At 73.9% G+C, this 20,474-nt stretch carries 20 protein-coding genes; 9 read left to right on the forward strand and 11 right to left on the reverse strand.

The window, feature by feature from the left end:
* Nucleotides 1-15: 15 nt before the first annotated feature.
* The 5 genes from ACWIYF_RS24335 to ACWIYF_RS24355 all read right to left on the reverse strand — a co-directional run bounded on the left by ACWIYF_RS24335 (nucleotide 16) and on the right by ACWIYF_RS24355 (nucleotide 5,204).
* Entirely contained in the window at nucleotides 16-1,383 is a 1,368-nt protein-coding gene (locus ACWIYF_RS24335) for a DJ-1/PfpI family protein (RefSeq protein WP_448625397.1), read from the reverse strand.
* 25 nt (nucleotides 1,384-1,408) lie between these two features.
* Entirely contained in the window at nucleotides 1,409-2,539 is a 1,131-nt protein-coding gene (locus ACWIYF_RS24340) for a flavin-containing monooxygenase (protein WP_448625398.1), read from the reverse strand.
* On the reverse strand, nucleotides 2,536-4,311 hold the full coding sequence (locus ACWIYF_RS24345) for a multicopper oxidase domain-containing protein (protein ID WP_448625399.1): 1,776 nt from the start codon (nucleotides 4,309-4,311) through the stop codon (nucleotides 2,536-2,538). Before ACWIYF_RS24345 ends, ACWIYF_RS24340 begins: the two co-directional genes overlap by 4 nt.
* 90 nt (nucleotides 4,312-4,401) lie before the next feature.
* Complete coding sequence (locus ACWIYF_RS24350) at nucleotides 4,402-4,848, reverse strand: hypothetical protein (RefSeq protein WP_448625400.1); 447 nt, start codon at nucleotides 4,846-4,848, stop codon at nucleotides 4,402-4,404.
* On the reverse strand, nucleotides 4,845-5,204 hold the full coding sequence (locus tag ACWIYF_RS24355; RefSeq protein WP_448625401.1) for a heavy-metal-associated domain-containing protein: 360 nt from the start codon (nucleotides 5,202-5,204) through the stop codon (nucleotides 4,845-4,847). Before ACWIYF_RS24355 ends, ACWIYF_RS24350 begins: the two co-directional genes overlap by 4 nt.
* Nucleotides 5,205-5,372: 168 nt before the next feature.
* On the opposite strand from ACWIYF_RS24355, the gene ACWIYF_RS24360 reads away from it, so the two are divergent.
* Entirely contained in the window at nucleotides 5,373-8,606 is a 3,234-nt protein-coding gene (locus ACWIYF_RS24360) for an ATP-binding protein (protein WP_448625402.1), read from the forward strand.
* 32 nt (nucleotides 8,607-8,638) lie between these two features.
* Here ACWIYF_RS24360 and ACWIYF_RS24365 read toward each other — a convergent pair whose 3' ends face one another.
* Nucleotides 8,639-9,136, reverse strand: a complete 498-nt coding sequence (locus ACWIYF_RS24365; protein WP_448625403.1) for a phosphate-starvation-inducible PsiE family protein — start codon at nucleotides 9,134-9,136, stop codon at nucleotides 8,639-8,641.
* 241 nt (nucleotides 9,137-9,377) lie between these two features.
* On the opposite strand from ACWIYF_RS24365, the gene ACWIYF_RS24370 reads away from it, so the two are divergent.
* The 5 genes from ACWIYF_RS24370 to ACWIYF_RS24390 all read left to right on the forward strand — a co-directional run bounded on the left by ACWIYF_RS24370 (nucleotide 9,378) and on the right by ACWIYF_RS24390 (nucleotide 13,369).
* Nucleotides 9,378-9,944, forward strand: a complete 567-nt coding sequence (locus tag ACWIYF_RS24370) for an AMIN-like domain-containing (lipo)protein (protein ID WP_448625404.1) — start codon at nucleotides 9,378-9,380, stop codon at nucleotides 9,942-9,944.
* Between the two features lie 97 nt (nucleotides 9,945-10,041).
* A complete protein-coding gene (locus tag ACWIYF_RS24375) occupies nucleotides 10,042-10,617 on the forward strand; it encodes an AMIN-like domain-containing (lipo)protein (protein WP_448625405.1) in 576 nt (191 codons plus the stop codon).
* Between the two features lie 114 nt (nucleotides 10,618-10,731).
* Nucleotides 10,732-11,430 carry a PadR family transcriptional regulator gene (locus ACWIYF_RS24380; protein ID WP_448625406.1) on the forward strand — a complete coding sequence of 233 codons (699 nt, stop codon included), beginning with the start codon at nucleotides 10,732-10,734 and terminating at the stop codon, nucleotides 11,428-11,430.
* Between the two features lie 137 nt (nucleotides 11,431-11,567).
* Complete coding sequence (locus ACWIYF_RS24385) at nucleotides 11,568-12,545, forward strand: ATP-binding cassette domain-containing protein (RefSeq protein WP_448625407.1); 978 nt, start codon at nucleotides 11,568-11,570, stop codon at nucleotides 12,543-12,545.
* Entirely contained in the window at nucleotides 12,542-13,369 is an 828-nt protein-coding gene (locus ACWIYF_RS24390) for an ABC transporter permease (RefSeq protein WP_448625408.1), read from the forward strand. Before ACWIYF_RS24385 ends, ACWIYF_RS24390 begins: the two co-directional genes overlap by 4 nt.
* A gap of 15 nt (nucleotides 13,370-13,384) precedes the next feature.
* Here ACWIYF_RS24390 and ACWIYF_RS24395 read toward each other — a convergent pair whose 3' ends face one another.
* Both ACWIYF_RS24395 and mca read right to left on the reverse strand, forming a co-directional pair.
* A complete protein-coding gene (locus ACWIYF_RS24395; protein WP_448625409.1) occupies nucleotides 13,385-13,696 on the reverse strand; it encodes a hypothetical protein in 312 nt (103 codons plus the stop codon).
* On the reverse strand, nucleotides 13,693-14,580 hold the full coding sequence (mca, locus tag ACWIYF_RS24400) for a mycothiol conjugate amidase Mca (RefSeq protein ID WP_448625410.1): 888 nt from the start codon (nucleotides 14,578-14,580) through the stop codon (nucleotides 13,693-13,695). The genes ACWIYF_RS24395 and mca overlap by 4 nt, the downstream gene beginning before the upstream one ends.
* 262 nt (nucleotides 14,581-14,842) lie before the next feature.
* Here mca and greA point away from each other — a divergent pair, with 262 nt between their 5' ends.
* Together greA and ACWIYF_RS24410 are read left to right on the forward strand one after the other, a co-directional pair.
* Nucleotides 14,843-15,343: a transcription elongation factor GreA gene (greA, locus tag ACWIYF_RS24405; RefSeq protein ID WP_448625411.1), complete on the forward strand. Its 501-nt coding sequence runs from the start codon at nucleotides 14,843-14,845 to the stop codon at nucleotides 15,341-15,343.
* Between the two features lie 20 nt (nucleotides 15,344-15,363).
* Complete coding sequence (locus tag ACWIYF_RS24410) at nucleotides 15,364-15,693, forward strand: RNHCP domain-containing protein (protein WP_448628797.1); 330 nt, start codon at nucleotides 15,364-15,366, stop codon at nucleotides 15,691-15,693.
* A 65-nt stretch (nucleotides 15,694-15,758) separates the two neighbouring features.
* Here the strand turns inward: ACWIYF_RS24410 and ACWIYF_RS24415 are convergent, their stop codons facing one another.
* Nucleotides 15,759-17,834, reverse strand: coding sequence for a M3 family metallopeptidase (locus tag ACWIYF_RS24415; RefSeq protein ID WP_448625412.1), 2,076 nt, complete (start codon nucleotides 17,832-17,834; stop codon nucleotides 15,759-15,761).
* A gap of 68 nt (nucleotides 17,835-17,902) precedes the next feature.
* Here ACWIYF_RS24415 and ACWIYF_RS24420 point away from each other — a divergent pair, with 68 nt between their 5' ends.
* Entirely contained in the window at nucleotides 17,903-18,637 is a 735-nt protein-coding gene (locus ACWIYF_RS24420) for an aminoglycoside adenylyltransferase domain-containing protein (protein WP_448625413.1), read from the forward strand.
* Here ACWIYF_RS24420 and ACWIYF_RS24425 read toward each other — a convergent pair.
* Nucleotides 18,613-19,416: an ABC transporter permease gene (locus ACWIYF_RS24425; RefSeq protein WP_448625414.1), complete on the reverse strand. Its 804-nt coding sequence runs from the start codon at nucleotides 19,414-19,416 to the stop codon at nucleotides 18,613-18,615. The two genes, ACWIYF_RS24420 and ACWIYF_RS24425, sit on opposite strands and share 25 nt — an antisense overlap.
* Nucleotides 19,413-20,408 carry an ATP-binding cassette domain-containing protein gene (locus tag ACWIYF_RS24430; RefSeq protein WP_448625415.1) on the reverse strand — a complete coding sequence of 332 codons (996 nt, stop codon included), beginning with the start codon at nucleotides 20,406-20,408 and terminating at the stop codon, nucleotides 19,413-19,415. The genes ACWIYF_RS24425 and ACWIYF_RS24430 overlap by 4 nt, the downstream gene beginning before the upstream one ends.
* Nucleotides 20,409-20,474 lie beyond the last annotated feature (66 nt).

The raw sequence follows: 20,474 nt of genomic DNA on the forward strand, positions 1-20,474 counted from the left end.
GAGAAGGCGACGAGCTCAGCGGCCGGTCCGGGTCAGCCGCTTGCTCCTGGCCGCGATCGCCGGCGCGGTCAGCCCGATCGCGCCGCGGATGGCGCGCGGCAGCGGCGGGATGCGGGCGTAGTCGATGCCGCCCCAGGGCGGCTGCGGGTCGTAGTCGATGGCCCGTTGCACCCGGCGGCCGGTGGCCTCGCCGGTCAGCCGGGCCGCGAGGTGCAGGGCCATGTCGATACCGGCCGACACCCCGGCGGACATGAGCAGGTTGCCGTCCTCGACCCATCTGCGCTGGTGGTAGGTGGCGCCCAGGTTCTCGAGGACGTCGGAGTAGAACCAGTTGGTCGTGGCGTCGCGTCCATCCAGCAGGCCGACCGCGCCGAGGATCAGCGAGCCGGTGCAGACCGAGGTGATCAGCTCGGCCGAGGCGGCGGCGGAGCGCACGTAGTCACGCACCAGTGGGTCGCTCATCGCGCGGATGGTGGGCAGCGCGCCCCCCGGCACGAGCACGATCGCCGGGTGCGGGACTTCCTCGAACGTCCGGTCCGGGATCACCGGCACACCCACGTCGGTGGGCACCGGCTCGCGGCGGGCCCACACGACCACGGTCCGGTAGCCCGGCGCGAGCCGCTGCACCATGGTCAGCACCTGCAGCGGGCCGACCATGTCGAGCACGGTCAGCCCCGGGTAGAGCACGAACGCGATGAGCCGCTCATCGCCTCCCTCGGGAACGGCGGTGGGGACGCCGGCGGGGTCGCGCAGCATCCGGGCGAGGTCCTCGTCGGCGAGGTCCGGCTCCACCCGGCCGAACGGCGGCTGGGGGTCGTACTCCGCGGACAGCTGGCCCAGCCGGGCGACGGCCTTGCCGCGCAGCCGCGCCAGGAGGGGCAGAGTCATGTCGATGCCGGCCGTTCCGCCGGCGGCGGTGTGCAGCCGGCCGTCGGCCAGCCACCGCTCGGTGGCGGGGATCGCGCCCAGCTTCTCCAGCGGCTCGGCGTAGGCCCAGTGGACGGCCGCCCGCTTGCCGCGCAGCAGGTCGGCGGCGGCCAGGACGAGCGCGCCGTTGCCGGTGGAGCCGACGACCTCCGCCGCAGCAGCGGCCGAGCCGACGTAGGACAGCAGCGCCTCGTCCTCCGCCGCGGCCAGGGTGGACGCGCCGCCGCCGGGCACGATCACCGCCCACGGGTTCGGCACGTCGGCGAAGGTGGCGGTCGGCTGCAGCTGCAGCGGCGTATCGGTGGCCAGCGCCTCGGCGCGCTCGCCGACCACGACGGTGCGGTAGCGCGCGCCCCCGATGCCGGGCGTCTTCAGCACCGTGAGCGGACCGATCAGGTCCAGCGGCGTCATGCCGGGGTAGACCGGAAATGCGAGGACCTTCTCGTTGCGGGGCATGGCGGTCTCCTTCCGATGCTCGGCGTCACTTCCGGACGTGGGGCGGGGCCGCCTGCGCATCGGGCGCACCCCGCGGCCCGGGCACCTGGCCGCTGTGCAGCGCGGCGGCCGTGCGGGCCGCATGGGCAGCGACGTGGGCGGCGTCGTCGGCGACGAAGCCCAGCAGCGCCGAGCCGCGGGTGTGCTGCCAGGGCAGGCCGAGGAAGTACAGCCCGGGCACCTCGGTGACGCCGCGGTCGTGAGCGATGCGGCCGTCGCGCAGCACGCCGGGGATGTCGATCCAGGTGTGGTCGGGCCGGTAGCCGGTCGCCCAGACGACGACGCCCACCTCGCGGCTGGTGCCGTCGGCGAACCGCACGGTGCGGCCGGTGGCGTCGACCAGCCGGGGCCGGAACCGCACGCCTGCCCGCCGCAGGCCGCGCCGGCTGCTGCCGATGAGGAACTCGCCGCGGGCCTGCATCCGGCGGCCGAGCCGGGACCCGGCGGTCACCCGCATCAGGCCCAGTCGGGTCAGCCACCAGAACAGGTCGCGGCCGAGCAGGCGCTGCGGCAGCGCCGGGTAGGCCGAGCCGGCCGAGAACTCCACCGGCCGAGTCGCGGCCAGCTCCTCGGCGATCTGGAAACCGGAGTTGCCACCCCCCACGACCAGCGCGGGGCCCGCGGGCAGGGCGTCGGGGCTGCGGTACTCGGCGCTGTGCACCTGGGTCACCGAGGCATCCAGCCCGGCGGCCGGCGGTGGCACGAACGGGGTCTGGAACGGGCCGGTGGCCACGATGACCGCCCGGGCGGTGTACGTCCGGTCGGCGGTGTCGAGCCGGAACCCGCCGTTCGTGCGCTGCAGCCCGGTGACCCGAGCGTTCAGCTCGACCGGCAGGTCGAAGGCAGCGGCGTAGTCGCGCAGGTAGTCGGTGACCGCCTCCTTGCCCGGATAGGTGCCGGCCGGCGCCGGGAACGGCCGGCCGGGCAGCGCGTCGTGCTCGGCCGGGGTGAACAGCCGCAGCGACTCCCACCGGGTGCGCCAGGTGTGCCCGAGTTCGACTGCCGCCTCCAGGACCCGGAACTGCATGCCCTGCTGGCGTAGGTGCCAGGCGGCGGCCAGGCCGGCCTGCCCACCGCCCACGACGACGACGTCGAACGGCTCGACCGGGGCGGTCACGGGGTCGCCGCCCGGTCGACGGTGAAGCTGAACATCATCCCGGAGTGCATGTGCTCGGCGATGTGGCAGTGCGCCATCCACAGGCCGGGGTTGGTGACGTCGAGCAGGATGTCGACGGTCTGCCCGGTCGGGATGAGCACGGTGTCCTTCCACACCAGGTTGGCCTCGGGCACCCCGTCCCGGCTCAGGACGAGGAAGCGGCCGGCGCCGTGGATGTGGAACGGGTGGTGCATCGGATGGTCGGAGTCCATCTCGTTGACCAGCCGGATCTTGACCCGGTCTCCGGCGGTGAACCGCCAGTCGACGGGGAGCCCGTCGCCGCCGGCGGTGCGGTCCAGCAGCTTCCAGCGCATCGTCTCGGTGGTGGTGACCCGGTTCATCTCGGCCATCTCGTCCTCCCACTCGATCCCGTCGGCGGTGGCGGAATCGTGGTGGTGGGCGTGCGCGCGAGTTGCGTCGTGAGCCGTCGAGGACGTCTCCGCGGCATGCGCACCGTGGCCCATGTCGTGGCCGTGCTCCATGTCGTGGCCCGCAGTGGCGCCGGCCGTCGCCATCAGTTTCATGCCGCACTTCGGGCAGCGCCCCGGCTGGTCGCTGACCACCTCGGGGTGCATCGGGCAGGCGTAGGTCACCGCCGGCGCGGTGGCCATGAGCTTCATGCCGCACTTCGGGCAGCGCCCCGGCTGGTCGCTGACCACCTCGGGGTGCATCGGGCAGGCGTAGGTCACCTGGCCGGCCGCCGCGGCCGCACCGGGGTCGTCCATCTCGGCGACGATGGCCAGGACCTTGTCCGGCGGCGCGGCCAGCCACGACTCCAGCCGCTCGCGCTCCGCTGCCAGCTCCGGCGCGGTGCGCAGCACCTCGAACTGCTCGCGCAGTGGTGGCTCGGCGACCTCACCGGTGACGGTGATCGCCGCCAGCCGATAGGTCCGGTTCGGCGTGCGGTGCTCCAGCGCGAACTCCCCCGCCCGGTCGAACAGCACGTCGACGACCGCCCGCTCCGAGGGGGCGAGCACCACGTCGTCGGCGAACTGCTCGTGCTCCATCCGGCCGCTGTCCCCGCCGACCAGCTTCATCCGCGCTCCGGGCACATCGACCCGGAAGACGCGGCTGTTGGCCGTGTTCGTCAGCCACAGCCGCACCACCTCGCCGCTCTTCGCGGTGAACGCCGGAGCGGTCTCGCCGCCGGTGAGCATCACGTTGCCGTAGCGGCCCATCGCCGCGTAGTTGGTCTCGGTGCGGCTGAACGGGGCGATCACGCCGTCCTCGATCAGCAGGTCGTCGAGGGACAGCACGACGTCGCGGTGCGCCGGCGGCCAGTAGTCCGGCTCGGCCGGCTCGACCAGGATGCTGCCGTAGAGGCCCAGCTCCTGGGTGACGTCCTCGCGGATGTGCGGGTGGTACCAGTACAGGCCCGGGTCGGGGAACTGGATGCGGTAGGTGAACTCGCCGCCCGGCGGGATCGGTGCCTGGGTCTCGTGCGGAACCCCGTCGAAGCGGTTCTCCAGGCGCAGCCCGTGCCAGTGCACCGTGGTGTCGAGGTCGGTGTCGTTGCGGACGTGCACGACGACCTCCGAGCCCTGCCGGACCTTCAGCGTGGGGCCGGGGACCGAGCCGTTGTAGCCGAGCATTCGCACCGTGGCGTCACCCAGGCGCTTAGCGACCGGGCCGGGTCGCAGATGCAGCTCGTCGCCGTCGCCGAGCTCGAGCACCTCGGGCGTTGTGGCCTCGGGCAGGTCGGTGATGTCGGTGGAGAAGAAGGTGGTGTCCACGGGTGACCTCCTGGTCGGGTGGGGTGGACGGCTGAGGTTGAGCGTCGGCGGTGGCCGCGCCGCTCGACCCGGTGATTCCGCCAGGTCTGCTCAGGAGAGGACGGGGACGCCGGCCGTGATCGCGACGGCGATCAGTCCGGCGGCGACGAAGTCGACCGTGGCGCAGAACGGCGGCCACCAGCGGGTGCCGGCGACGAAGCCGGTGCGGTGCTGCCACATGTCCTTGACGCCGTGGCCGACCAGGCCGGCGACGATCAACCAGGCCGTTCCGGTCACCGCGGCCGCGGCGACGACCACGAAGGCCGACGCGACGGCCGTCTCGACGGCCAGGACGTGCCGGCGCCCGTCGGCGACGGCGAAGCCGATGTAGATCGCGGCGATCAAGGCGAGCCCGAGGGCGTAGACCGTCGCGGAGTCCAGCCAGAAGAAGGCCAACGGGGAGGCGGCCTGGAGAACGCCGATGACGACGCCCCAGGCCACCGGTGTGCGCAGGCTGCGGCGCACGGAGCGGGGTCGGACGGCGGTGGTGCTGGTCATGAGGACCTCCGGCTGCGGCGGGGGTGGGTATCGGGTCCGTGGTCGAGGGTCGGTGTGGATCCGACGTCCTCGGACCGGTGATGTCGCCGGGTTCGCACACCGGATGGCCCGGTTCGGGTGGTGCCGGTAGGCGGGGAGCCGTCGGTGGCCGGGGCGACGGTGTAGCCGGCCGCGGTGTAGCCGGCGCCAGTGACGGCCGCGGTGATCGCGGCGGGATCGGCGGAGCCGGTCACCTGCACGGTGCCGGTGGCCAGATCGGCTCGGAGGGTCTGCACCCCGGGGACGTCGCTGATGCAGGCGCTGATCGCCCGTACGTCCTGCCGTGCGGTCATGGCCGGCACGTGGACGGTGATCATGGCGTCTCCCTCGGTGGGTGGTTCCACCGTGACGGGGGGCGCTGTCCGAACGCTGTCCGGGCGCTGACCGCACGTCCGGCGGCCGACCGTGAACGCGTTGTGCGGGCTTGCTGCGAGGTCGAGACTGGGCGACTCGGCCAGACGGACCCGTTCCGGGAGGGGCGCCGCATGGACATCCGCGTCCTCGGGCCGGTCGAGGTGGTCGTCGACGGGCTGGTTCGGTCACTGCCCGGGGGTGGCGAGCGGGAGCTGCTGGCGCTGCTGGCGCTCTCGGCCGGGCGGGTGGTCGCCGTTCCGGCCCTGGTGGACGGCCTGTGGGGTGAGGCGCTGCCGGTGAACCCGGGCAATGCGCTGCAGGTGCGGGTGTCGAAACTGCGCCGGGCGCTGGCCGCCGCCGGTGCGCCGGGCGAACCGGTGGTGACTCGTCCGCCCGGCTACCTGCTCGACATTCCTCGTGATCGCGTCGATGCGCTGCGCTTCACCGACCAGGTGGCGGCAGCCCGCGCCGCCGACGGCGCCGATCCGGTCGCGGCCGCGCGGCTCTACCGGGAGGCGCTGGCGGCCTGGCGAGGGCCGGCGCTGGCCGAGTTCGCCGGCTCGGCGTGGGCGGGGCCGGAGGCCGCCCGGCTGGCCGAGCTGCAGCTGGCAGCCCGGGAGGAACTGGTCGACCTGGAGCTGGCCGCCGGGCGGCACGCCGAGGTGCTGGGTGAGCTGGAGGAGCTCACCCGTGCCCATCCGCTGCGCGAGCGACTGCACGGCCGCCTCATGCTCGCCCTCTACCGCACCGGCCGGCAGGCCGACGCCCTCGCGGCCTACCAGCGGGCCCGCGCCGTGCTCGACGCCGAGCTCGGCCTGGCCCCCGGAGCGGAGCTGCGCGGCCTGCAGGAGGCGATCCTGCAGCAGCGGCCGGACCTGGCCGCCCCGGAGCGGGGCGCCAGCACCCAGGCCCCGAAGGCACCCGCCCCCACGCTCCGGCACCGGCTGCCGGCGCGGCTCACGTCGTTCCTGGGCCGCGAGAGCGACCTCCGGCGGGTGGGCGAACTGCTGCAGACCGCGCGGCTGGTCACCGTCACCGGTCCCGGTGGGGTCGGCAAGACCAGCCTCGCGCTGGAGGCCGCGCGCGCCGCCGCCGAGCGCTTCGGCGACGGCGTCGCGTTCGTCCGGCTGGCCGGCGTGACCGACCCGGGGCAGGTGCCGTCGGCCGCGCTCGCCGCGCTGGGCATCCGCGACGTCGCGACCGCCACCGCGGAGGACCAGCTGCTCGGTCACCTCCGGGACCGTTCGGTGCTCCTGCTGCTGGACAACTGCGAGCACCTCGCCGACGCCTGCGCGTTGCTCGCCGAGCGGCTGCTGGAGTCGTGCCCTGCTGTGCGGCTGCTGGCCACCAGCCGCGAGCCGCTGGCCGCCCGCGGTGAGGTGCAGTACGCGGTGGACCCGCTGCCGGTGCCCGGCGGCGAGCAGGGCGTTGCCGACGTCGTGGGCAGCGCTGCGGTGCAGCTGTTCGTCGACCGGGTCCGCGCCGCGCTGCCGGATTTCGCCCTCGGCGAGGACAACGCGGTGGCGGTTGCCGAGATCTGCCGGCACCTCGACGGCATCCCGCTGGCCCTGGAGCTGGCCGCCGCGCGCGTGGCGGCGCTGCCGGTCGGCGAGCTCGCCCGGCGGATGGGCGACCGCTTCGCGCTGTTGACCACCGGCCCCCGCACCGCCGAGGCCCGGCAGCGCACGCTGCGGGCCACCGTCGACTGGAGCTACCAGCTGCTCTCCGACCCGGAACGGGTGCTCTTGCGGCGGCTGTCGGTGTTCCGCGGCAGCTGGACGCTGGACGCGCTGCAGGCCGTCGTCGCCGGCGACCCCCTCACCCCGACCGCCGTGCTCGACCTGCTCGGCCGGCTGGTCGACCGGTCGTTGGTCGTGGTCGAGCGCACCGGGCCCGACCGGGGCGCCGGACCGCGCTACCACCTGTTGGAGACCATCCGGGAGTACGCCGCCGAGCGGCTGGTGGAAGCCGGCGAGGGCGACGCGATCTCCCGGGCGCACGCCGGCCACCTCACCGTGCTGGCCGAGCGGGCCGAGGTGGAGCTCCGCGGCGACGGGCAGGCCCGCTGGCTGCCACGGCTGGCGCTCGAGCGCGACGACATCGACGCCGCGCTGGCCTGGTGCACCGCGCATGCGGACACCGAGCCGGACGCCGGGCTGCGGCTGGTCGGCTCCCTCGGCTGGTACTGGTACTTCGCCACCCTCCCCGACGGCGGCCGGCAGGTCGCGGCGATGCTCGCCGCCGCACCCGGCGGTTCCCCAGCGGCGCGGGCGCGGGCGCTGCAGGCACTGGCCGTCGCCGCCCGGCCCGGGGCCTGCATCGTGCACCCCAACCCCGAGTGCGCCGCCGCGGCGGCGCAGAGCCGCGCGCTGTTCGCCGAGCTGGGCGACGCGCTCCGCGCCGCCCTGTCGGACACGCTGGCCGCGGTCGAGGCCATCGGCGGCCCGGAGACGAACGCGGCCTTCGCCGTCCTTGCCGAGGCCGACCGGGAGTTCACCCGGAACGGCGACGCGTGGTGCGCGGCGCTGGCCGACTTCGTCCGGCTGGAGCTGCACGCCGGCACCGGCGACCTGGACGCGGCTACTGCCGACGGTCACCGCGCGCTGGCGGCGTTCCGCGCGCTGGGTGATCAGTGGGGTGTGTCGGCCATCCAGTTCCACCTCGGCATGGCTCTGCACCGCGCCGGACGGTGGGAGGAGGCGCTGGCCATGTACGAGGGAGCGCTGGCCAGCGTCCGCGACGTCGGCCCGGCCAACACCGTCCAGTACGCCCTCGCCGGCGCCGGCCACGTCACCCTGCTCCTCGGCGACGCCGACCGCGCCGAGCAGCTGTTCGCCGAGTCGCACGAGGTCGCCCGCCGGCTCGGCGCCGACGGCAATCCCCGGGCCGCGGTCGGCGAGGGGCTGCTCGCCCGCGACCGCGGCGACGTCACCGCCGCACGGCAGCACTTCACCCGTGCGCAGGAGCTGCTGGCCGGGCTGACCGAGCCGGAGTGGACCGCCGCCGCCCTCGTCGGCCTCGGCCACCTCGCCGAGGCCGACGGCGATCTCGACAGCGCCGAGTTCTTCCACCGCCGCGCGTGGCAGACCGCGCCCGGCCATGCCGCCGCCCTGGAGGGCCTGGCCTGCGTCGCCGCCGCCCGCGGCGACGCCGCAACCGCGGCCCGTCTGCTCGGTGCAGCCGCGTCCTGGCGGCAGCGCCGGCACCGGCCGGCGTCCCGGCTGGAGCGCGCCGACGCCGAACGCGCCGGCCACGGCGCCCGCACTGTGCTCGGCGACGCCGGATTCGACGTCGCCTTCGCGGGCGGCACGGCCAGGCCCGACGCCGTCCTCGACAACGCCGACCGCGTGCCCCTCCGGCGCTGAGGGACGCGGCGCGATCCCAGACGCCCGCCTGGTCAGGCCTCCTCGGGCTCGCGCTCCTTGCGGCGCAGCAGCCAGGACGTCAACCCGAGCAGGAGCACCAGGACACCGAGGACGCCGATCTCCGCGAGCCGCTGGGTGAACTCGTCGCCGCGCCCGACGACGCCGGCCGCCTCGACCGAGAGGACGACGATCTCCTTGATCGAGGCGATGATGCCGACGATCAGGAAGGGCTCGGCGACCAGTTCCCGCCGCTCCACCGTGGCGCGGACGGCGAAGAGCAGCTCGACGAAGATGAAGACCAGCAGCAGGATGTCGAGCGCCTCGAGCAGCGGGGCCTGCGAGAAGTCCGACAGGACCCCCAGCGTCGTCCGCGCCGCCAGCACCAGGAGGGCCAGCGCCCCCACGAGCAGCAGGACGGCGATACCCGCGTAGACGACGTTCTCGGCGACCTCGAGCGCCCGCGTACCCGCCCGGCCGAAGCCGGGCGGCGGTACACGCTTCTCCGGATCGCCGCGCCCTCGCTGGTCCACGCTGCGGATCTTCGTGCACCGGCGGGGCAGCGCGCGCGCCGTGGAGCCGACCGTCACCCGTGGTGAGGAGCCGCTCGCTTTAGCGCACGACAGGCAGGAAGGCAAGCAGCCACGCCGCATTACCTATCAGGAGATGCCAAGGAAATGCCCAGCAGTTCGTGATCTACGTAACAACCTGCCTATACCCAGGTGGGGCGTGTCGGCGGATTCTGACGGCGGCGCCAACCAAAGGAGGTCCGCCATGAGAACCCCTCTCCGCCTTCTCGTTCTCGTCCTGACGAGCGTGCTCGCCGCGCTCGCCCTCACCGTCCCCGCCCAGGCGGCCACCAACCCGTACTGCGGCATCACGTGGGGATCGCTCGACAAGAGCCGTTCCGCCGGTGCCGGCGGCTACGTCGACGACGTCCGCGCGGGCCGGCACGCCTGCTACGACCGCCTCGTCATCGACATCCACGGCACCCGCAGCTACGGGACCTGGCACGCGGGCTACGTCGACGAGGTGCTCGCCGACCCCTCGGGGCTGCCCGTGCCGCTGCGCGGCGGCGCGTTCCTGCAGATCTCCCTGCGCGCACCGACGCACACGCCCAACGGCACGCTGACCTACGCGCCGGCCGACGACCGGCACCTGGTGAACGTCGCGGGCTTCCGCACCTTCCGCCAGGTCGCCCTCACCGGCTCGTTCGAGGGCGTGACGACCATCGCGCTGGGCGTGCGCGCCCGCCTGCCCTTCCGCGTGGTCGCGCTCACGGGCATCCCCGGCACGGCGAACGGAACGCGCGTCGTCCTCGACGTGGCGCACCACTGGTGACGCACCCCGACGGCGTCCCCGGGGTCGGCCCCGGGGACGCTCCCCGGCGCTCCCGTCGCGCCGATCCGCTCCTCTCCTCCGCCCTCTGGAGCACACCGTGACATCGATCCGCACCCGCCTCCGGCTCCTCGTCGTGGCGCTGGCGACCCTCGCCGGGCTCGCCGTCGTCGCCCCCGCCCAGGCCGCCGCCCCCTACTGCGGCATCACCTGGGGCTCGCTCGCCAAGACCACCGGCAGCTTCACCGACGCCGACATGGTGCACGGGGTCCGAGCGGGCCGGCACACCTGCTACGACCGCCTGGTCATCGACCTGCTCGGCGAGGACACCAGGTTCAGTTCGTACGACGTCCGCTACGTCCGCGCCGTCACCGCCGACGGCTCCGGCGCCGTCGTCCCGCTGCGCGGCGGCGCCTTCCTGCAGGTGACCGTGGGCGCGCCGTCCTACGACGGCGACGGCAACGCCACCTTCGCCCCGGCCAACCGCCGTGAGGTGGTGCCGGTCGGTGGGTTCCGCACCTTCCGGCAGGTCGCCTGGGCCGGCTCCTTCGAGGGCCGGACCGACTTCGGCCTCGGCGTCCGGGCCCGGCTGCCGTTCCGCGTGTTCGTCCTCCCCGGAGTGCCGCAGTCCGACGCCGGCCCCCGCCTGGTCATCGACGTCGCGCACGCCTGGTAGGCCCGCTCCCCGGCGGCCGGTCACCCCTCGCGGGTGGCCGGCCGCCGGCCGTTCCGGGGCTTGACGCGGGCGGTCACACACACGAATACTCGATGCAGAGTATTCGGAGGTGTCATGACCCGACGCCGGGTGTCCAACCCGCTCGCCCTCGCCGTCCTGGGCTGCCTGGCCGAGCGCCCGATGCACCCCTACGAGATCTCCACGACGCTGCGCACGCGCGGCAAGGAACAGAGCATCAGGCTCAACTACGGCTCGCTGTACTCGGTGGTGGAGTCGCTGCAGAAGCACGGTCTGATCGCCGCCCGGGAGACCACCCGCGAGGGACGGCGACCCGAGCGCACGGTCTACGAGATCACCGCCGCCGGCCAGGACGAGTTCGAGGACTGGCTGGCCGAGTTGCTCAGCACGCCGGTGCGCGACTACACCTCGCTCGAGGCCGGCCTGTCGCTGATGCCCGGCCTGCCGCCCGACGAGGTGGCCCGGCTGCTCACCGAGCGCGCGGACAAGCTGCAGATGGAGATCGGCGCGCTGGACGCCATGTTCGCCTTCGCCGCCGAGCGCAAGCTGCCGGAGCTCTTCTCGGTGGAGAGCTCGTTCCGCCGCGCCATGCTCGCCGCCGAGCTGGACTTCGTCGCCCGGCTGGCCGAGGACATCCGCTCCGGCGCCTTCGGGGGCACCGCCGTCTGGCGCCGGCTGCACGAGCTGCGGGCCGAGGGCCTCTCCTTCGAGGAGATCCTCCGCGACCCGGTCGCTCACCTGGGAGAGGAGGCACGTCCGCTCGCGATCGACCCGGCGGCACAGGACCGCCCCTAGCGACAGAACCCCTGCCCGGTGCGGCAACACCGGACAGGGGCCCGAACACCCGAGCGGGACCGCACGCGGCCCGTCCGAGGCGCACTCACCACGATAGGCGCGCCGGTCCTGCTCCCCATCCCCCTCGGGAGCACGACATGTCCCTGTCCCCCTCGGCTGCCCTCTCGGCCGCCGACCTGGTCAAGACCTACCGCGGCGGCCGCGGCGCGCCACCGGTGCGGGCCCTCGACGGCCTGTCCTTCGAGGTCGCGCCCGGCTCCGTCTTCGCCCTGCTGGGCCCGAACGGCGCCGGCAAGTCGACGACGGTGCGCATCCTCACCACGCTGTCGCGGCCGGACTCCGGCACGGCCGCCGTCGCCGGGATCGACGTCCTGCGGGCGCCGGACGCCGTCCGCCGGGCCATCGGCCTGGTCTCGCAGAAGCCCTCCGGCGACCCCATGGCCACCGGCCGGGAGAACCTCGTCCTCGCCGCCCGGATCCAGGGCAGCTCGGCGGTCGAGGCGACCGCCCGCGCCGACCGGCTGCTCGACCGGTTCGGCCTCGCCGACGCCGCCGGCCGGCTGGTCAAGACGTACTCCGGCGGCATGGCCCGCAAGCTCGACGTCGCACTCGGCATCGTGCACGCGCCGCGCGTGCTGTTCCTCGACGAGCCCACCACCGGCCTGGACCCCGAGGCCCGCGCCGAGATGTGGGGCGAGATCGGGCGCCTCGCGGCCGAGGAGGACGTCACCGTCCTGCTCACCACGCACTACCTGGACGAGGCCGACCGGCTGGCCGCGCGGCTGGCGATCGTCGACGCCGGCCGGGTGGTCATCGAGGGGACGCCGGAGGCGCTCAAGCGCGAACTGCACGGCGACACCGTGGTCGTGGAGCTCGCCGAGCACGACGTCCCGGTGGGTCTGGCCGCGCTGGCCGGGATCCGCGGGCTGGCCGACGTCACCGCCGACGGGACGACGCTGCGCGCCCGGGCCGACGGCGGGGCGGGCGCGGTACCGCCGGTGCTCGCCGCCCTGGACACCGCGGGCGTGGCGGTCGTCTCGGTGACCGTTGCTCGCCCGTCGCTGGACGACGTGTATCTGCGTCACGTCGGCCGCAGCTTCGAGGCCGCGGCATGAACGCCCTGGTCGCGGACGCCGTCCGCACCCCGCGGGTGCCGCGGTCGTCGCTGCTGCTGCACGCCGGGCTCCTCACGGCGCGGTCGACGAAGGCGCTGTGGCGGCAGCCGGCGTTCGCCGCCGCCACCCTGGTGCAGCCGATCATCTGGCTGCTGTTGTTCGGCCAGCTGTTCCGGCCGGTCGCGGAGATCCCGGGATTCGCCGCCGCGCACGGCTCCTACCTGGAGTTCATCACCCCGGGCGTGGTCATCATGACCGCGCTGTTCTCCTCCGGGTGGGCGGGCACCGTCTACATCGAGGACATGCAGCGCGGCGTGATGGACCGGCTGCTGGCCTCACCGGTGCGCCGCGGCGCGATGATGATCGGCACCCTGGCCTACCAGGGGCTCACGACGGTGCTGCAGACGCTGGTGATCCTCGGCATCGCGCTGCTGGCCGGTGCCCGGTTCCCCGGCGGGGTGGCCGGCGGCGCCGTCACGGTGGTGGCCGCGGTGCTGATCTCGCTGATCGTGGCGTCGCTGTCGAACGCTCTCGCGCTGCTGCTCCGGCAGCAGGAGGCGCTGATCGGGATCAGCCAGTTCATCGTGCTGCCGCTGCAGTTCCTGTCCTCGGCGATCATGGACACCCGGTTCTCCCCCGACTGGGTCGCCGACGTCGCCCGCTACAACCCGGTGGACTGGGCTGCGGTCGCCGCCCGGGAGGCGCTCTCGGCGAACACCGACTGGGCGGCGGTCTGGTCGCGGCTGGGCCTGCTCACCGTGCTCGCGGCGGTGATGGCCTGGCTGGCGACGCGGGCGTTCGGCGCCTACCAGCGGTCGCTGTGATCCCCGGCCGGCCGGTCAGCCCCGCGCGTCGGGGTCGGCCGGCCGGTCCTCCGGCGGCGGCTCGATCGCCCTCGGCGCCCGGCGCAGCGTGTCGAGCAGGTCCTGGCCCGGCTCGGGCCGCTCCTCGAACAGCTCCGCGGCGTCGTCCGGGACGACGACCTCCGGCGGGTCGAAGCTGGCCGGCACCCGCTTGAGGTGCCGGCTCATCGACTTCACGAGGAAGACCACCGCGATCAGCAGCAGCACGATGAGCAGCAGGCCCAGCGGACCGGCCTTGCCGACGTCCTCGGGCAGTTGCTCGTCGGCGGCGACGATGACCAGGTTCATCGCACTCCCACCTCGCTGCGGATCCCGGCGAACAGATCGTCCTCCGGCGCCGGGACGTCCACCAGGGACCGGGCCAGCTCGTAGTCCTCGGTGGGCCAGACCTGCTGCTGGACCTCCATCGGACAGGCGAACCAGCGGCCGGTCGGGTCGATCTGGGTGGCGTGCGCGATGAGCGCCTCGTCGCGCACCGGGAAGTACTCGGCGCACGGCACGCGGGTGGTCACCCGGTGGGACACGTCGCGCGCCGGGTCCCAGTTCGCCAGCCACTCCTCGTACGGCGACTCCGCGCCGCTGGCCAGGATCGCCTCGTGCAGCGCCCGCGTGCGGTCGAGGGTGAAGCTCATGTGGTAGTAGAGCTTGCTCGGCTGCCAGGGCTCGCCCAGCTCGGGGTAGCGGTCCGGGTCGCCCGCGGCCTCGAAGGCGTGCACCGAGATCTCGTGGGTCTTGATGTGGTCGGGGTGCGGATAGCCGCCGCGCTCGTCGTAGGTCGTGATCACCTGCGGCTTGAACCGGCGGATCAGGGCGACCAGTGGCGCGGCCGCCTCCTCGAGCGGTACCAGGGCGAAGCAGCCCTCCGGCAGCGGCGGCAGCGGGTCGCCCTCGGGCAGGCCGGAGTCGACGAAGCCGAGGAACTCCTGCTCGATGCCGAGGATCTCGCGGGCCCGCGCCATCTCCTCGACCCGGATCTGGGGCAGCCGCTCCCAGACCTCGGGTCGGTCCATGGCCGGGTTGAGGACCGAGCCGCGCTCGCCGCCGGTGCAGGTCGCCACCAGGACGCGCGCGCCCTCGGCCACGTACTTGGCCATGGTGGCGGCGCCCTTGCTCGACTCGTCGTCGGGATGGGCGTGCACGGCGAGCAGGCGCAACTGGTCGGGCGAGGTCACCCGGGCATTGTCCCCCGCCGGTGCGACGGGGCGGCGGACCCCGCGGGGAGCCCGGCGGCCGGCGGCGCACAAACCCCCTGTTCGGGTGCTCCACCAGGGTGAAAGGTGGTGCTCGTCACGGGTCGGTCCGGTACGGTTCCGCATTCCCCGGGTCGGCTCAGGGCCGTGCATCCGAGCGGATGACGGTGTTAGCTTGGCCCGGATCGAATTCGAGGCCGTTCCCTTCGGGGGGCGGCTTCCCGACTTTCAGGAGTACCCCCACGTGTCCACCACTGACGAGCAGGACCAGGGCGTCTGGCTGACGCAGGAGGCCCACGACCGGCTGAAGGCCGAGCTCGACGAGTTGGTGGCCGCCCGCCCGGCCATGGCCGCGGAGATCAACGCCCGCCGCGAGGAGGGCGATCTCCGGGAGAACGGCGGGTACCACGCCGCCAAGGACGAGCAGGGCAAGCAGGAAGCGCGCATCCGCCAGCTCACCGACCTGCTGCGCAAGGCGAAGGTCGGGAACGCGCCCACCACGGCCGACAAGGCCGTGACCGGCACCGTCATCACCATCCGCTTCCAGGGCGACGACGAGACCGAGAAGTTCCTGCTCGGCTCGCGCGAGATCGCCGGGACGACGCGGCTGACCGTCTACTCCCCCGAGTCGGCGCTCGGCTCGGCCATCCTGGGCGCCAAGCCCGGAGCCACGGTGACCTACCAGGCGCCGAACGGCCGGGACATCACCGTCGACGTCGTCGCCGTCGAGCCGTTCGTCCCCTGACGGGGAGGCGGGTGACCGGCATGGCCGGGCACGCCCGCTCGCGCCGGGCGGAGAACACCGGGTTCGTCTGCGGGCACTGCGCCGCGGACGTGCCGGCCAACACCGATGGGCACTACCGCAACCACTGCCCGTTCTGCCTGTGGTCGCGGCACGTCGACGAGCTGCCCGGTGACCGCGCCAGCGAGTGCCGGGCGCTGATGGAGCCGATCGGGCTGGTGGAGAAGTCGGGCAAGGGCTGGCAGGTGGTGCACCGCTGCACGGCGTGCGGCCACCGCCAGCCCAACCGGCTCGTCCGCGACGGCGACGCCCCCGACGACCTCGACCTGGTGCTGCAACTGCCCTGGCTCTGAGAGGCTGGCCCCGCTGCAGGGTTCCGCGCCGAGCTTGCGAGGCGTGGGGGCAGCGGGGTCCTTTCTCAGGCGACCGGGGCCAGGCCGCGCCTCCGGAGCAGGGGCCCGGGGTCGGCGTCGCGGCCGCGGACGGCGCGGAACGCGGCCAGCGGGTCCACCGAGCCGCCGCGGGAGAGCAGCCGCTCGCGGAAGGTGTCGCCGTTCTCGCGACGCAGCCCTCCGTTCTCCTTGAACCACTCGACGGTGTCGGCGTCGAGCACCTCCGACCAGATGTAGCTGTAGTACCCGGCCGCGTAGCCCCCGGCGAAGATGTGCTGGAAGTAGGCGGTCCGGTACCGCGGCGGCACCAGGTCGGAGGCGACGCCGGCCTTCTCCAGCGCGGCGCGCTCGAACTCGACGGGGTCGCCGATCTCGGTCTCCGGGGTGATCCGGTGCCACGCTTGGTCGAGCAGCGTCGCGGCCAGGTACTCCAGCGTCGCGAAGCCCTCGCCCCACAGGGACGCCGCCTCGATCGCCTCGACCACGCTCGCCGGCAGCGGCTCCCCCGTCTCGACGTGCCGGGCGTAGTGGGCCAGCACCTCCGGCCAGCGCGCCCACATCTCGTTGACCTGGCTCGGGTACTCGACGAAGTCGCGCGGCACGCTGGTGCCGGCGAAGCGTGGATAGGTCACCGCCGAGGAGAGCCCGTGCAGCGCGTGGCCGAACTCGTGGAAGAGCGTGTTCACCTCGTCGAGGGTCAGCAGGGTGGGCTGACCGGCCGCGGCCTTGGTGATGTTCAGGTTGTTCAGCACCACCGGCCGGGTGCCCAGCAGCCGCGACTGCGTGACGAACGAGCTCATCCAGGCGCCGCCGCGCTTGCCCTCGCGGGCGAAGTAGTCGCCGAGGTAGAGGCCGACCGCGGCGCCGTCGGCGTCGGTGACCTCCCAGACCCGGACGTCGGGGTGGTAGCCGGCCAGCTCCGGCCGCGGGGTGAACCGGAAGCCGTAGAGCCGTTCCGCGGCGGCGAAGACGCCGTCGACGAGCACCCGGTCCAGCTCGAAGTACGGCCGCAGCGCCGCCGTGTCGACGGAGTACCGCTCGGCGCGCACCTGCTCGCTGTAGAACGCCCAGTCCCAGGCGGCCAGCTCGACGCCGTCGCGGGCGGCCGCCTCGGCCAGCGCCTCGGCCTCCCTCTCGGCGTTGGCGACCGACGGCCCGACCATCGACGTCAGCATGGCGTCGACCGCCTCGACCGTCTTCGCGGTCTGGTCGGCGACGACCACGTCGGCGTGGGTGTCGAAGCCGAGCAGCCGGGCCCGCTCGGCCCGCAGCCGGGCCATCCGCGCGGCGACCGGCCGGTTGTCGTGCTCGCCGGACGACGCCCGCGACACGGAAGCCTCGAAGACCCGGCGGCGCAGCTCGCGGTTGCGCAGCTTGGCCAGCACCGGCTGGCCGGTGGGGAGCAGGAGCGTCAGCAGGTAGCCCTGCTGCCCGCGGTCGGCGGCGGCGCCCGCGGCGGCGGCGATCTCCTCGTCGTCGAGGCCGTCGAGCTCGGCGGCGTCCTCCACCCGCACGGCCGCGGCCTCGGTGGCGATCTGCAGGTTCTGGCCGAACGTGGTCGACAGCGCGGACAGCTCCTGGTTGAGCTCGGTCAGCCGGGCCCGCCCCGCCTCGTCCAGCTGCGCGCCGGAGAGGACGAAGTCGAGGTGGTAGCGCTCGACCAGCCGCACCGCCTCCTCGTCCAGCCCCGCCTCGTGGCGCTGCGCGTGCACCGCGTCGATCCGGGCGAACAGCGCCGGGTCCAGCCGCAGGGCGTCGTTGTGCGCCGCCTCCAGCGGGGCCAGCTCCCGCTCGATCTCCCGCAGCCGCGGGGTGGACAGCGACGAGGCGAGGTTGCCGAAGACCAGCGCGGCCCGGGTCAGCAGCTCACCGGAGCGCTCCAGCGCGACGACGGTGTTCTCGAAGGACGGCGGCTCGCCGGAACCGACGATCGCGGCCACCTCCGCCCGCTGCTCGGCCATGCCGGCCAGCAACGCCTCCCGGCAGTGCTCGAGGGAGATGTCGGCGAACGGCGGGAGCCGGAACGGCAGGGACGACGGTGCGGCCAGCGGGTTGTCGGCGGAGAGGGCCGGCGCGGCGGTGGCGGGGTCGGAGGCGCTCATCGGCGCCCATCCTGCGCCTCGGCGCCGCCGCGGGTGCGGGCGGCCCACCGGGTCGGAACACTGCCGCCGTGCGGGACTACGCGGACGCGGTCGCCGGCCGGGTGCACGATGCCCTCGGGACGCGGCTGGTCGGCGTGTGGCTGGTCGGCTCCGCCGTCCTGGGTGACTTCGACCCGCGGCGCAGCGACATCGACATCCAGGCGGTGGCGAGCGGGCCGCTGCCGCTCGCCGAGCGCCAGGACCTGGCCGCGCGTCTGACGCACGAGTCGCTGCCCGTTCCCGCCCGCGGTCTGGAGTTCGTCCTGTACGCGGCCGGCGACCTCGCCGCCGAGGGCGGCCCCCGCTTCCAGCTCAACCTCAACACCGGCCCGCGGATGGACGCGCACGTGGCCTACGACGCCGCTGAGGACCCCGGCTTCTGGTTCACCATCGACGTCGACATCGCGCGGAACACCGCGGTGCCCCTGCTCGGCCCGCCGGCCGCCGACGTCTTCCCGGACCTGCCGCGCGAACTCGTGGCGACCGCCGTCCTGCAGGGCCTGGACTGGTGGTCGAGGCACTCCGGGACCCCGACGCAGACGCTGCTGTCCGCCTGCCGCTCCTGGGCATGGGCCACCGACGGCCGCTGGCGGTCCAAGAGCGAGAGCGCCCGCTGGGCGATCGCCCGGCTGCCGGAGCCGGACGGCGTCGAGGCGGCCCTGCGCAACCGTGCCGGCGAGGGCGGGCCGCCGGGCCGCGACGACGTCGAGGAGGTGGTCGCCGAGGCCCGGGCGGCGCTTCAGCGGCTCGCGGTGCGCTGGTAGATCCGCACCGACAGCGGCACGAAGATCGCCAGCAGCAGCGCCATCCAGATCAGCGTGTAGAGCACCGGGTTCTGCATCGGCCAGGCATCGGAGGCCTCCAGGCCCGGGGCGGTGTTGCCGAACAGCTCACGCGTGGCCTGCACGACCGCCGAGACCGGGTTCCAGTCGGCGAACGCCTTCAGCACCGGCGGGAAGTTGTTGGTCGGCACGAAGGTGTTGGCGATGAAGGTCAGCGGGAAGATCACGATGAAGCTGGCGTTGTTCACCACCTCCGGCGTCCGGACCAGCAGGCCGACGGTGGCCATGAGCCAGCTCATGGCGTAGGCGAACAGCAGCAGGAGCAGGAAGCCCAGCACCGCCTCCCCCACCGACGAGTGGATCCGCCAGCCCACGATCAGCCCGGTGATCACCATGACGACGATCGACACGACGTTGAGCCCCACGTCGGCGCCGGTGCGGCCGACCAGCACGGCGGAGCGGGCCATCGGCAGTGACCGGAACCGGTCGATCAGGCCCTTCTGCAGGTCCTCGGCCAGGCTGTAGCCGGTGATCGTCGACCCGAAGATCACCGTCTGCGCGAGGATCCCGGGCAGCAGGAACTCGGCATAGGAGATGCCCTGGAGCGGGATCGCGCTGCCGAACACGTAGACGAACAGCAGCACGAACATGATCGGCGACAGCGTCGCGAACACCAGCAGGTCCGGGACCCGCTTGACCTTGATCAGGTTGCGGCGGGTGATGGTGAGACCGTCGGAGACGGCCACGCCCAGCGACGTCATCGCGCACCTCCTCCGGCCTGCGCCGGCTCGGGTCGGCCGTTCACCGCCGCGTCCTCCGCGGCGTGCCCGGTGAGGGTCAGGAAGACGTCGTCGAGGTCCGGACGGCGCAGCCCGACGTCGACCAGCTCGGCGTCGCTGCCCTCCAGCAGCCGCAGCGCCTCGGCGAGCACCTCGGCACCGCCGCGCACCGGCAGGGTCAGCCGCCGGATCTGCTCGTCGATCTGCGGCTCGTCGATCCCCAGCGGACGCAGCCGCTCGGCGACGCCGGGCAGCATCGCGGCACTGGTCACGGTGAACTCCAGCCGCTGCCCGCCGACCTGGGCCTTGAGCTCGTCCGCGGTGCCCCGCGCGATGACGCGGCCGTGGTCGATGACCACCATGCGGTCGGCGAGCCGGTCGGCCTCCTCCAGGTACTGCGTGGTGAGCAGGATCGTCGTCCCGCCGTCGGCGAGGTCGGCGATGAACTCCCACATCGACAGCCGGCTGCGCGGGTCGAGGCCGGTCGTCGGCTCGTCGAGGAAGAGCACCCGGGGACGGGCGATCAGCGAGGCGGCGATGTCCAGCCGCCGGCGCATTCCGCCCGAGTAGGTCTTCGCCGTGCGGTTCGCCGCGTCGGTGAGGTCGAAGCGCTCGAGCAGCTCCCCCGCACGCTTCCGGGCCTCCCGCTTCGGCAGCCGGTAGAGCCGGCCGACCATCTCCAGGTTCTCGAGGCCCGTGAGGTACTCGTCGACCGCGGCGTACTGGCCGGTGAGGCCGATGGCGGCGCGCACCCGGTCGGCGTCGCGCACCACGTCGAGCCCCATCACCTCCGCGCGCCCCGCGTCCGCGGTCAGCAGGGTGGTCAGGATGCGGACCACGGTGGTCTTGCCCGCCCCGTTCGGGCCCAGGAGGCCGAGGACGCTGCCCTCGGTGACGGTGAGGCTCACACCGTCGAGTGCTGTGGTGTCGCCGAAACGTTTGACCAGGCCGTCGACGACGATCGCGTCGGTCATGGCGTGCACGCTAGGGCCGCGGGGTGACGGTTTCCGACCGCTTTTCGCCAGGGGCGTATCGCCAGA

The sequence above is a fragment of the Geodermatophilus sp. URMC 64 genome (genome assembly GCF_053502555.1).

What these genes read in the sequence shown, in the direction of transcription:
- ACWIYF_RS24395 (WP_448625409.1), bottom strand. Translation starts at nt 13,696, where the DNA reads ATGAACCTGGTCATCGTCGCCGCCGACGAGCAACTGCCCGAGGACGTC.
- ACWIYF_RS24410 (WP_448628797.1), top strand. Translation starts at nt 15,364, where the DNA reads ATGGCCGGGCACGCCCGCTCGCGCCGGGCGGAGAACACCGGGTTCGTC.
- ACWIYF_RS24335 (WP_448625397.1), bottom strand. Translation starts at nt 1,383, where the DNA reads ATGCCCCGCAACGAGAAGGTCCTCGCATTTCCGGTCTACCCCGGCATG.
- ACWIYF_RS24380 (WP_448625406.1), top strand. Translation starts at nt 10,732, where the DNA reads ATGACCCGACGCCGGGTGTCCAACCCGCTCGCCCTCGCCGTCCTGGGC.
- ACWIYF_RS24350 (WP_448625400.1), bottom strand. Translation starts at nt 4,848, where the DNA reads ATGACCAGCACCACCGCCGTCCGACCCCGCTCCGTGCGCCGCAGCCTG.
- ACWIYF_RS24430 (WP_448625415.1), bottom strand. Translation starts at nt 20,408, where the DNA reads ATGACCGACGCGATCGTCGTCGACGGCCTGGTCAAACGTTTCGGCGAC.
- ACWIYF_RS24370 (WP_448625404.1), top strand. Translation starts at nt 9,378, where the DNA reads ATGAGAACCCCTCTCCGCCTTCTCGTTCTCGTCCTGACGAGCGTGCTC.
- ACWIYF_RS24360 (WP_448625402.1), top strand. Translation starts at nt 5,373, where the DNA reads ATGGACATCCGCGTCCTCGGGCCGGTCGAGGTGGTCGTCGACGGGCTG.
- ACWIYF_RS24390 (WP_448625408.1), top strand. Translation starts at nt 12,542, where the DNA reads ATGAACGCCCTGGTCGCGGACGCCGTCCGCACCCCGCGGGTGCCGCGG.
- ACWIYF_RS24425 (WP_448625414.1), bottom strand. Translation starts at nt 19,416, where the DNA reads ATGACGTCGCTGGGCGTGGCCGTCTCCGACGGTCTCACCATCACCCGC.
- ACWIYF_RS24415 (WP_448625412.1), bottom strand. Translation starts at nt 17,834, where the DNA reads ATGAGCGCCTCCGACCCCGCCACCGCCGCGCCGGCCCTCTCCGCCGAC.
- ACWIYF_RS24355 (WP_448625401.1), bottom strand. Translation starts at nt 5,204, where the DNA reads ATGATCACCGTCCACGTGCCGGCCATGACCGCACGGCAGGACGTACGG.
- ACWIYF_RS24385 (WP_448625407.1), top strand. Translation starts at nt 11,568, where the DNA reads ATGTCCCTGTCCCCCTCGGCTGCCCTCTCGGCCGCCGACCTGGTCAAG.